We start from the raw sequence: 12,278 nt of genomic DNA on the forward strand, positions 1-12,278 counted from the left end.
TTTTGCATTAATATGTATATATGTTAATATGTATTTATGCGAACGACGATTGATTTACCGGATGAAATTTTGAAAAAAGCCAAAATGAAGGCTATCCAGGAGAATATTACTCTGAAAGAGCTCTTCATTCGAAGTCTCGAAAATGAATTTGACAGTGCCACTTCTGCACCGAAAATATCCAAAGCTCCCTGGGAAAAGTTGCGAGGAAAAGGTTCTGCTTCTAACCTCTCCCCCTCCGATTCCGGTTTCGAGGGATATTCCGGACCCGATTGGAATCATTCTATTGGTGTGAATGAACCCAAAAAGGATTGATTTTGCTGGATACACATATCTGGCTTTGGTGGTTATTGGGGGATGGAAATTTGTCATCACAAGAAATGAAAGGACTCGATATTAAAGCTTCTAAACAGGAACTTTCAATTTCATGGGTAACGATTTGGGAGACGGAAATGCTTGAAAGAAAACAACGAATATCTCTTCAGCCGAACTTTCAAACATGGATTCGCGAAGCCACCAACCCGTTATTTATAAGTATCTTACCAGTAGATATCGACGTTGTACTTGCACAACGAAATTTACCGACTGACTTTCCTGCTGATCCGGCCGATAGACTGATTACCGCTACTTCACTCCTGGCAAAATATCCTCTTGCCACGCATGATCGCAGGATACTTGAATCCCAGCCATGTGAAATTTGGGAGGTTTAGGCATGAAAAACATGGTATGTCTCTTGCTAAAATGAATTACAGGTTAGACTACTAAATGATTGATCCGATCTGTTTCAGAGGCTTTATCCAGACATACCATGTTTAGACTTAACCAAGAACCAAATCACAAAATCGAAAAACCATCTTCCCCTCTCCTTTTGGTGATGGATACTCCTTATCCTCAATCTTTCCTTTTTGATGTGGAATTGATTCAGAAAAAATTGGTCCGCCAAACACAAATGTGTGGAATTCTCCATTTTCACCACATGGATCGATCTCTGCGGTCATTTCATCCAAAAACTCTTTTGAATATGTCTCACCTACATAATCAGAAACTGACTTTTTTTTTTCGACACAGGCAAAAATAGCTTTGAATCCGTCGTCAATAAATGAGTGAGCAAGCTTATCGGTATCTTCTCCCCAAATTGGAAAAAGTGCGTTCATTCCAACCTTTTCTAAATTCTTCTCTCTGTACTTCTTTAGGTCTTCCAAGAAAATATCTCCGAATGCGCAATGAGTGAAACCCTCTTCCATTAAGTTGTGCATCTGCTTTTCCATCAGGGAATTGTACTCATCCATTGATGGACTTGCAGAAAGCTTCAGGTAAGTGATTGGTATACCGAGAATCTCAGCCTGCCTCTCGATCAATTCCACGCGAACGCCATGCATTGAAACACGTTTTGTTGATTCATTCACTGAAACTAACAACCGTTCAACAGAATACTGATTATTCTTCAACAATCTTTGATGAGTAATCGCACTGTCTTTTCCGCCGCTCCAGCTTAGAATCGTTTTATATTTGGATGAACTAATGTTCAAACATTCTCTAGTTAAAGTTTAAGATCCGCGAAGTATCTGAAACTTCGCGGATCTTAGAAATTACAATGTAAACCGAACTCCTGCCCTAGCATGTAGTCCCATGGTGTTATACCCATAGACTTCAGTAAAGTCTGAATCAATCAGGTTTCGAACAGTTCCAAAAATTGTAAATGAACGATCAAAAACCGCATACTCGGCATATAAATTTGCAATCACATATGAATCCAAACTTACCTCCTCGGAGGTATAATTGTTGGCGGGGTTGAAAAACAGATCGGTCCGATCACCGGCAAACTCTCCATCAATTTTAACCAACAATCCATTTTCAAAACGATACGATGCATTCAGGCCAAAATTATGATTTGGCAATCGAATCAAACCAATACTGGACTGTTCAGCGCCCGCATCATTCAGTGTAATTGTTTCTCCATCCAAGTAGTTATAAAAAGCGCCAAGCGTTAAATCATTTGTAGCAAGCCAGTTTGTTCGAATTTCAACCCCTTGGGTTTCCACTCGATCCCGGTTGATATATCCGTTTGAAGTGAATGCAATTAGATTGTCAATCTCACGATCAAAGTAATGAGTCTCGATTTTTAAACTTTGATCTAACAGGTAAGTCTCAAATCCCACCTGGATGCTTCGGCTCTCTTCCGGCTCCAGGTCCGGATTTGCACCAAACTGACCAAAAAGCTGATCTATTGTTGGCGCTTTAAAGCCGGTACCGATCGAAGCAAAAAGTTTAAAACTATTATTGATCTGGTACGACGGGGAAAAACTGTAGGTTGAATTTGTACCATACTCGGAATGGATATTCGCCCTGTATCCGGCTTCAGCACGTAATCCATTACCCGCGTCTAAGAGTAGAGTGCCATAGGGACTGGTAAACGAAGTGGAGATTTCTGAGATTTGATTCTCTTCATCTTCCGGTCTCAGCCCCTCCTGCCAGTTTATCCCGGCCATGATATTCAGGGTTGGATTAAAACGGTAATTCAAGAATGTGTCGAAATTTTGAAAGCGCCCGTCAAGTGCTGTCTCACCAAATTCACTCGAAAAAATGCGCTCGGTCTCTGTAATCAAATAGGTTGAGTTGATATTGAAATCACCACTTTCAAAAATTGCCTGTAATCCGGGATTCCACATGTTATTTGTAAATGTATTGGAAGCATCCACAAAGGCGTCTGCGTCGTAATCTCCTTCAAAATCTGAATACTTTACAAATGGTTTGATTTTCAATCCTTCTACCGGCTCAATCGCCACATTCACATAGAAGGAATTTTGTGAATACCCATCGTTTTGAAAAGTGTCTGAACCTTTGGGTGTAGCCGCCGCACTGATACCATCGCTCGATTTATGATTGTATCCTAACGAATAACTAAGCACATCATTCACAGATCCGCTGATATCACCCGCTCCTTTAAACGAATTATAGGCTCCGTATTCAACAGTCCCAGAGGGTTGAAAGGTGCTTTCTGAAGTGCTTTTGGTGATAATGTTGATCACCCCGGCAAGAGCACTAGAGCCATATAAAGTGGATTGATTTCCTTTCAAAATTTCAATCCGCTCTACATTTTGAAGCGGCAAAAGTCGCAAATCAATGGCACCGCCAATCCCGGACGCATCACTGACCGCTACGCCATCCAATAAAATTAACGTATACTCCGTACTGGCACCTTGTAAAAAAAGGTCTTGGTTATTTGCCGGTGAGCCCTGCGAATTATTGATTCGTATACCACTCTGCTCATGCAGCAATTGTGCAAGATTACTTCCCGAACTTTCCTCTATCTCTTTCCGGTCGATAATTGTAACAGGACGTGATGTTTCCCGGGGTGAAATGGGAAGTTTAGAAGCTTGGATTACGATCTCCTCAAATTGAAGAGTTGTATCCGCTTGTTGAGATGTGGTTTGTGCTTGAAGTGAAGAGGCACACAAAAAAGCCCCAATTACTAGAGTTATGAACTGTTTGCTCATGGTTTTTTATAAATGTATTTAAAATTAAACCGATGAGCTTCCGATGAAAAAAGGTTGGGGATATATAGAATCTTCATACATGATTCTCTATTCCCGGCTCTTCCTCCGAAAGCCTGAATAATTAAAGGCAAACAGGCAGGTCTTCTGACTTACTCAATGCTGGCTGCCTTCCCGTCCCGAACCGCCTGGACAGTGGCATCGTAAGGCCAGCAATAATTGAGCTTACAGCTACGGGGATAGTTCCGGATTTCCCATCCTTCTCCGTCAGCCGACGGATTCAGAAGACAAGGCACCGGATTCCCTTTTCAACCCGATCATAAATCGGGTACCTGTTGCTAAACTCATGGTAAGCTGATTATTAGCGGAAGTCAACAATACTTTTTGACTGTTTTCTTTTTGATTTTCGTTTATTTAGTAGGCATCATTGAAACAAGTCATCTGATGAGTACACAGGTCAAAGTTTACACATGAAAGCTTTCTGACTCATCGGATGATTTCTCAATTTTAAACGATAAAGCATCAACGATGGACCCGAAACAACAGGCTATTCAGTTTTTTAAATCAGTCTTGAAGAATGTAAATCCAAGAGAATTTCTTCCTGATGTTGTTCAGTGGAATAAAGAAAGCAGAGTACTTTCTGTATATGATGAAAAGTTTGAGTTGAATGATGATCAGAAAATTTATGTGATCGGGACCGGAAAAGCTTCTCCTACAATGGCATTAGCTATAGAACAAATTTTAGGGCCGGATCTTGAGAAAGGTTTCATTATTGCTCCGCCTGGTACAGAAACATCACCCTCGAAAATTGAGATGATGGAGGGCTCGCACCCTCTGCCGGATGAGGATAGCGAAAATGCCACAAAAAGATTGCTCTCTCTGATCAAAGAAATCCCCTACGATTCGATTGTGATCAATCTGCTTTCCGGTGGAACTTCTGCACTGCTTTGCAAACCCAATGATGATTTAAGTATCGAGGATTTTCAGAAAACCTATAAAATATTGCTTGAGTCCGGTGCAGACATCCATGAAGTGAACACCGTTCGAAAAACTCTTTCTGATGTTAAAGGGGGGCGATTACTTTCTTATTTTAATGATGTCACACTGTTGGATCTTGTTATATCTGATGTTCCGAATGACGAACTCGCCTCAATCGGAAGCGGACCAACCACGCCGCAAGAGATCTCTTACGACAAAGCTTTCAAAGTCCTGAAAAAATATATGGTCTGGAATGATCTGCCCCATGAGGTCAGAAATCATTTGGCAGACAAAATGGACGCCGAGGCACAAAATGGAAGATCACTTCAAACAGAAGATCTTCGAAATCATCAACAGTGGATAGTTTCTTCTGCTTCGAAGGTAGCTCATCAAACCAAAGAGATGTTGATTCAAGATGGATATAAAACCACATTGATTGAACCGACATGGTCGGGTTTGGTTGATGAATTTGAAGATCACATTATGAATCAACTTGAAAAAAAGCTCAAGGATAATTCAGGAAAAAAAGCACTCATATTTTTTGGTGAAAGTACGGTAAAAGTCACCGGAGATGGACTTGGCGGACGAAACCAGGAGATTGCTCTTCGAATGGCGAAACAACTCAAAGAATTTAACCAATCGATCGTATTCCTGAGCGCCGGTACGGATGGAATTGACGGACCCACAGATATGGCAGGAGCAGTGGTTGATCAGAATAGTTATCAAGACGCAAAATCAAATGGAATAGATCCTGACCAATTCATTGACAATAACAACAGTTATCACTTTTTCGAAAAAGCTGGCGGACATATCAAAACTGGCCCCACCGGAAATAATGTGATGGATATTCAGCTTTTGTTGATTGAGGAGGGATAAGACATTGTATTTTTTCCAGTAGATTGAAAGATCAAATATATTCAGAAACTATTGTCGGTAACGATTCTTTTCAGTGGTAAGAAAAATAAAATGTCTCTTCGGTAATAGTTTTAAATTCCACCTTCACCCTTCCGTAAGTTTTCGTAGTTTTACACACTTCAGAAGTCAATACGAAGCTACATACATTTCATGCAAAAATTTACGCTACAGCCGGAGTCATCTAAACCAAAATCACCGCCGGATTTTCTTAAGGATTTAAATGAACAACAGAGGCGAGCCGCATCTCATACCCATGGTCCACTCTTGATTGTTGCCGGTGCCGGTAGCGGGAAGACTCGAGTCTTGACATACCGTATTGCATATCTCCTGCAGCAGCACCATGCTCTGCCAAAACAGATTTTAGCCCTGACTTTTACAAATAAGGCCGCTCGGGAAATGCAGGAGCGAATTCAGAACCTGATTGGTGAAAAAGCTTCCGGTTTATGGATGGGGACGTTTCACTCCATCTTTTCTAAAATTCTCCGGTTTGAGGCTGAAAAAATTGGCTTTGATTCCAACTTCTCAATCTATGATACGACTGATTCACAGAACGCTATCAAACTCATTTTAAAAGAGTTGAATTATGATCCGAGGGAGATCAAACCGAAAACCATTCATCGTAAAATCAGCGATGCTAAAAATCAACTGATTCTGCCCGGTGCTTATCAGTCACGATTTGTTCACAGTACGCTGGATGATATCACCGCAAAAATTTATGAGATCTACCAGATCCGGTTGATGCAGGCCAATGCGATGGATTTTGATGATCTGTTGATTCGCCCGGTTCAGCTTTTCCAGGAACATCCGGATGTGTTGGAGAAGTACCAGGATCGCTTCAAACATATCTTAATTGACGAGTATCAAGATACCAATCATGCCCAATATAAAGTGACAAAGCTGTTAGCGGATAAATATGAAAATATTTGTGTAGTTGGCGATGATGCACAAAGTATTTATTCATTCCGCGGGGCCGATATTGCCAATATTCTAAATTTTAAGAATGATTATGAAGATGCTACAGAGGTACCATTAGAGCAAAACTATCGATCTACAAAGTATATCCTGCAATGCGCCGATTCAGTTATAAAACAAAATGAGAAACAGATCGAAAAAACACTCTGGACGGATAACGATGAAGGTGACACTGTAACTCTTCTTGAAAATTTTGATGAACGTGATGAAGCAAATAGGGTTGTTAATCACATCAATAACCTGAAGCTCCAACACGGTTATCAAAACAACGATTTTGCAATTTTATATCGCACGAATTACCAGAGCAGGATTTTTGAAGAGGCACTTCGGCGAAAAGGAATTGCTTATCAGTTAGTGGGTGGACTTTCCTTCTATCAGAGAAAAGAGATTAAGGATGTACTCTCATACCTCACGCTCCTTGTGAATCCTGAAGATGAACAGGCGTTATTGAGAATTATCAATGAACCGAGCCGGGGAATTGGAAACAAAACACTGAATGATATCCTCAAAAAAGCCAGGAAAGAGCGTCGAAAAGTGTGGAATATCATTCAAAATGTTGAAGAGGCTGATCTATACAAGCCGGCAAAAGCAAAAATTGGCGAGTTCGTTGAAATGATTAATAACCTGAGAAATGAACTCGAATCAGGCACATCAATCCTGCAAGTGACGAAAAAAATGATGGAACAGAGCGGGTATATGAAAGCCCTGGTTGAAGAAAATAGTGCACAAGCATTAACTCGAAGAGACAATGTGCTCGAACTTCAGAATGCTATTGCCTATTTCCAACAAAATAACAGTAATCCAAATCTTGCTAACTTTCTGCAGGAAATCAGCTTAATTACAGATACGGATAAATATGATGAGGATAAACCGGCTGTGACCTTGATGACTGTCCACGCCTCTAAGGGACTGGAATTTCCAGCTGTATTCATTGTGGGATTAGAAGAGAACCTTTTCCCAATGGGTCCGCGAGATGGTGAAGAAGCCAATACCGAAGAGGAACGACGGTTGTTTTATGTGGCAATCACACGGGCTGAAAAGCACCTGTTTTTCAGTTTCAGTAAAATGAGGTACCGCTTCGGGGAAGAGCATCGACAGGCACGATCTCGTTTTTTGGATGAAGTAGATCCGGGAATTGTTCGAACCGAATCCGGTTCTACTATTCGACAAAAAGATCGTAAGAATTCGTCAACGAATGAGTCATCATCTTACGATCAAAAAATTGAATATGATTGGAAGCAACCCCTACAGTCTAAGAATTCTAAATCCTCCACCGGCGATTTTCAATATGAATATGATGATGATCCCTTTCATGCGGGGACTCATGTGATGCATCCAACTTTCGGTCCCGGAAAAATAATTCGCAGAAGCGGAACAGGAAAAGACTCGAGAGTTGTTGTATTTTTTAAGAACAGGGGACAAAAAACCCTGATGCTTCGCGCTGCCAAGTTACAAGTCCTCAACCAATAGGGATTTCCGAGTGCTGATCCTGCAAAAAAAGTACATTTTTTTATTTCTTTTACTACTATTTGTGTTTGTGATCCCAAAATCCTCTCACTCACAAATTTCTCTGACAACCGAGAATATGGCACTTGGAGGTGGTGGTACGGCTTACTTAACAGGATTTGAGTCTCTGTTTGTGAACCCTGCAAACCTGTATATCCAGGAGAAAACATATCGGATTCAAATCTCACTTCTCCAGGGTGGACTCTATCACGATACATTACTCCCTGTTTCAAACTCAATGGATCGTTGGGACAACTTCCAGAATCAAACCAGTTTCTTTGATAGTGAGTCAACCGTGACGGATTTGGGACCGGGGGATTTTGAAACTCTCCTCGATCGAAATTATCCAAGGAATAGCACAAGCCGGGAATTTTTAACTGAAGCTGATTTTTACTGGCTGGGTCTGAAGTGGGTACGACCCGAACGAAGTTATGCCGTTGCCTTACGCACGCGCTATGCATCTCGTTATGAACTCGGTCGTGGCCTTTTTTCACTGACACCGGTTGAAAAAGATACGGATATGATACTAGACCGGTCCTTTTTCCAAAAATCACAAGTATTTCATGAATTCTCTTTTGGATATGCTGAATCTTTCACCTTTCTGAATGGCCTCCTGCCCCAGCTATCAGAGTTTATCATTGGCATTGCACCGAAAATAGTGGTGTCAGGGGCTTCGATGGATGCCGGTTTTAAAAATTACTATACGAAGAATTCCGAATCATCATCCTGGGCTCATCAGCTCGAATACACTCAGCAAACTTCTGGAGTTTTATCGAATTATGGCAGGCAATTTTTAAATAACGGCATACTTCCATCTCAATCAAACGATGCATTCCGTGATTTAATGAAACCAGCCGGGATCGGATTTGGCCTGGATATCGGTGTGACTTATCTCATTACGTTTGGTGACGATCTTTCCATTCTAAGACAACAAAATCAACCTACTGAGAAATCTCTTCGAATTGGACTCTCCATCACCGATTTGGGAGCTGTATATCAGTATAAAAAGCCCTTTGCGTTCAATTCGGAATCCATAGAACGTTCCACTTCGGAATTCGGTCCTCTTTCAGAAACAGGGTTTAATGGTGCTTTGAATGAACACTATTTCTTCCTCTCTCAGTTTGATCAATTCTCAAACCTGACTGAGTCATCTCAAAATGAAAATCCTTATGAGGTGCTTCTTCCTACGTCCATCCAGGCTGGTGCGCTTTTTCAATATCAGCGAATAAAATTGATGGGCGATTTTAGCTACTCACTCTCGGAAACACCTTTTAACCATTCTGGTTTAGCAAGCTATTTAGGCATCGAGTTGCGACCTTTTCCTTTTCTGCCTATTCGCGGCGGAACCCGGTTCGCTCAAAATATGTCTGGCTACTATAGCTTCGGTACCGGTTTGGAAACAAAACACATCGATCTGAATATGTCAGTCCTGCTTAAAAGCCGGAATGCAGGCCCTACCTCTGAAGTTTTAGGAATGTCTTTCTTGGGGCTGAAATTCTATTTACAATAAACAGTACTGTCCAACTGTCATAAAAAAAGTAAGCACTCACAAATTGGCAGAACCCTTAAGTAACTTCTGACGTTCTGGTACCAATAGAATTTTTGGCTTTCATTTTGCCGATATAGGAATAGATAAGAAAAAAATATTAATCCACTCAACTTTATATGTTTGAACAACGAAATAGATTTCAGACGGCATTTGAAGACAAAAACGAAGGCTTTGACGATTTTGAACAGGCAATCCCTCTGATGAGTGAAGAGGAGGAAAAGAAACTGACTGAATCTGAAATTCCGGATAGTCTTCCAATTCTTCCTCTCAAAAACACTGTACTGTTTCCTGGGGTAGTCGTTCCAATCACAGTTGGAAGAGATCGTTCGCTTGCATTGGTGAAGGAAGCGTACGAAAATGATAAAACGATCGGTGTTGTCGCTCAGAAAGATGAATCGGTTGAAGACCCCGATCCCCAGGATCTTTATCAACTCGGGACGGTTGCTCAGATTCTGAAACTGATTAAAATGCCGGATGGCAGCAAAAGTATTGTCATCCAGGGAAAAAGCACATTTGAAATTGAGCAGTTCACTCAATCAGATCCATTTTTTAAAGCTGATGTGAAGCCGGTACAACAAAATATGGATCTCAGCGGGATTGAGCGGGATGCTTCGATGCGCTCTGTGAAGGAGACTGCTTCCAAGATTGTAAACCTCTCACCGAATATTCCGTCTGAGGCCTCGATTGCTATCAACAATATTTCGAGTCCCACATTCTTGTTGAACTTTATATCTTCAAACCTGCAGGTATCACTCGCCGAGAAACAAGACCTGTTAGAGATCATAAATTTCTCTGACCGTCTTGACAAGGTGATGGAACACCTTAACAAAGAACTCCAGGTTCTTAACTTAAGTGAAGAGATCCGTTCCAAGGTAAAAACGGATATCGACGATCAACAACGCGATTTTTACCTTCGCCAGCAGATGAAGGCGATCCAGGAAGCTCTTGGCGAAGACAGCGAGCAGCAGGATATTGCTAAACTTCGCAACCGCCTTGAAGCCAAGAAAAACATACCTGATGAGGTTGTTGAGGAAGCTGAGAAAGAGATTCAGCGTCTTGAAATGACTCCGAACTCTTCCCCGAACTATGGAATAATCCACAGTTACGTGGAATGGATTTTGGATCTTCCATGGGGAGACTATTCTGATGACAAGCTTGATCTGAAAAGAGCTAAAAAAATTCTTAATGAAGATCATTACGGTCTCGAGAAGGTTAAAAAAAGAATCATTGAGTACCTGGCTGTCCTCAAATTGAAAGAGGATATGAAGGCTCCAATTCTGTGCTTCTATGGCCCTCCCGGTGTGGGTAAGACCTCTTTAGGTAAGTCTATTGCCCGAGCTATGGATCGGGAGTTTGAACGATTTAGCCTCGGCGGTATACACGATGAAGCAGAAATTCGCGGCCACCGGCGTACATACATCGGTGCGCTTCCAGGCCGTATTCTGCGTGCGATGAAAAAAGCAGGTAAAGGCAACCCGGTCATGATGCTTGACGAGATCGATAAGGTTGGCTCTGACTTTAGGGGTGATCCTACATCTGCTCTTCTGGAGGTTCTCGATCCTGAACAAAATGATTCGTTTACGGATAATTATCTAGAACTGGAGTATGATCTTTCCAAGGTGATGTTCATCGCCACGGCTAACTCGCTGGAGACCATTCCCGCACCACTCCGAGACCGAATGGAGATTATCAATATCAGTGGTTACACGCAGGAAGAGAAGATCGAGATTGCTAGAAAATACCTGATTCCGAAGCAGATTGAAGAAAATGGTTTGACGAAAGATCAAATCAAAATTTCCAAAGCTGCCATTGAGAAAATTATCGATGAATACACTCGTGAATCCGGCGTTCGTAATCTTGAACGCAGGATTGCAGGTGTCTGTCGAAACGTAGCAGCACAAATAGCCAAGGATGATATTGAAAAAATGAGTGTCGGCGTAAACGATGTTCAGGATATCCTCGGCAAGCAGAAATTCTTCTCAGAAATTGCCGAACGCACAACTGTTCCCGGTGTAGCTACCGGCCTTGCATGGACGCCATACGGCGGAGATATCCTCTTTATTGAGGCGAGCGTTAGTAAAGGGAGTGGAAAACTCCATATTACAGGCCAACTTGGTGATGTGATGAAAGAATCTGCCATGCTTGCACTTTCTTACCTGAAGGCACATTCCGAAAGATTGAACATCCCTGAAGATGCATTCAAATACTGGGACCTTCATATTCACGTGCCGAAAGGCGCCGTACCAAAAGATGGACCCTCCGCAGGTGTCTCGATCTTCTCGGCTATTGCATCCATCTTTACACAGCGTAAAGTGAAGGGAACCTTAGCAATGACCGGTGAAATAACACTGCGTGGCCTGGTACTTCCCGTTGGTGGAATTAAAGAGAAAGTGCTGGCAGCCAAACGATCGGGTATTAAAAAAGTACTCCTTCCAAAGAAAAATGAGAAAGATGTTGATGAGATTGAAACCGACATTCTGGGGGATTTGGAGATTCAGTATCTCGAACGAATGGATCCACTACTGGATATTGTACTGGATGATGAACCTGTATCAGATCCTCATGAACGTTTTAATGTCTCTGACAAATATAAATCTCAAAATGGATCGTCTGGAGAAACGAAAGACACCAGCAAAGAAAGTCTCGTAATGGAATAAAAAAATAAAAAAGAAAGCCCCTTCTGACAGGGGCTTTTTTTTGATCCTCAACATGTATCAAATACAAATATTTTGAGGATTCATTAACTCCAAAACTTCTCACAACACACACTAAGCCGCAAATAATTCCAAATTTCATAATTTTCAATTTTTTTTGAAATTTGGAACGCAAGCTATGCTCGCACGGTTTTTGAGCCAAATAGTAACATT

At 41.6% G+C, this 12,278-nt stretch carries 8 protein-coding genes and 1 riboswitch; of the genes, 6 read left to right on the plus strand and 2 right to left on the minus strand.

Annotated elements, in window-relative coordinates; genetic code table 11:
- Positions 1-36 precede the first annotated feature (36 nt).
- Together L6773_RS05935 and L6773_RS05940 are read left to right on the plus strand one after the other, a co-directional pair.
- Positions 37-312 carry a hypothetical protein gene (locus L6773_RS05935; RefSeq protein WP_237852945.1) on the plus strand — a complete coding sequence of 92 codons (276 nt, stop codon included), beginning with the start codon at positions 37-39 and terminating at the stop codon, positions 310-312.
- 2 nt (positions 313-314) lie between these two features.
- Positions 315-707 (plus strand): type II toxin-antitoxin system VapC family toxin, encoded by a 393-nt coding sequence (locus L6773_RS05940; protein WP_237852946.1) that lies wholly within the window; start codon positions 315-317, stop codon positions 705-707.
- A gap of 108 nt (positions 708-815) precedes the next feature.
- Here L6773_RS05940 and L6773_RS05945 read toward each other — a convergent pair whose 3' ends face one another.
- Positions 816-1,526, minus strand: coding sequence for a Dph6-related ATP pyrophosphatase (locus L6773_RS05945; RefSeq protein ID WP_237852947.1), 711 nt, complete (start codon positions 1,524-1,526; stop codon positions 816-818).
- 60 nt (positions 1,527-1,586) lie between these two features.
- A complete protein-coding gene (locus L6773_RS05950; protein WP_237852948.1) occupies positions 1,587-3,494 on the minus strand; it encodes a TonB-dependent receptor plug domain-containing protein in 1,908 nt (635 codons plus the stop codon).
- 117 nt (positions 3,495-3,611) lie between these two features.
- A riboswitch (cobalamin riboswitch) is annotated at positions 3,612-3,842 on the minus strand.
- A gap of 177 nt (positions 3,843-4,019) precedes the next feature.
- Here L6773_RS05950 and L6773_RS05955 point away from each other — a divergent pair.
- The 4 genes from L6773_RS05955 (at position 4,020) to lon (ending at position 12,068) form a co-directional block, all read left to right on the plus strand.
- Complete coding sequence (locus L6773_RS05955; protein WP_237852949.1) at positions 4,020-5,345, plus strand: glycerate kinase type-2 family protein; 1,326 nt, start codon at positions 4,020-4,022, stop codon at positions 5,343-5,345.
- A 189-nt stretch (positions 5,346-5,534) separates the two neighbouring features.
- Complete coding sequence (locus L6773_RS05960) at positions 5,535-7,826, plus strand: ATP-dependent helicase (RefSeq protein WP_237852950.1); 2,292 nt, start codon at positions 5,535-5,537, stop codon at positions 7,824-7,826.
- 115 nt (positions 7,827-7,941) lie between these two features.
- Positions 7,942-9,372: a DUF5723 family protein gene (locus L6773_RS05965; protein ID WP_237852951.1), complete on the plus strand. Its 1,431-nt coding sequence runs from the start codon at positions 7,942-7,944 to the stop codon at positions 9,370-9,372.
- Positions 9,373-9,527: 155 nt separating this feature from the next.
- Positions 9,528-12,068 carry an endopeptidase La gene (gene lon, locus L6773_RS05970; RefSeq protein WP_237852952.1) on the plus strand — a complete coding sequence of 847 codons (2,541 nt, stop codon included), beginning with the start codon at positions 9,528-9,530 and terminating at the stop codon, positions 12,066-12,068.
- The last annotated feature ends 210 nt before the right edge of the window (positions 12,069-12,278 follow it).

The sequence above is a fragment of the Rhodohalobacter sulfatireducens genome, from assembly GCF_022012475.1.
GTDB classification, from domain to species: Bacteria; Bacteroidota; Rhodothermia; order Balneolales; family Balneolaceae; genus Rhodohalobacter; species Rhodohalobacter sulfatireducens.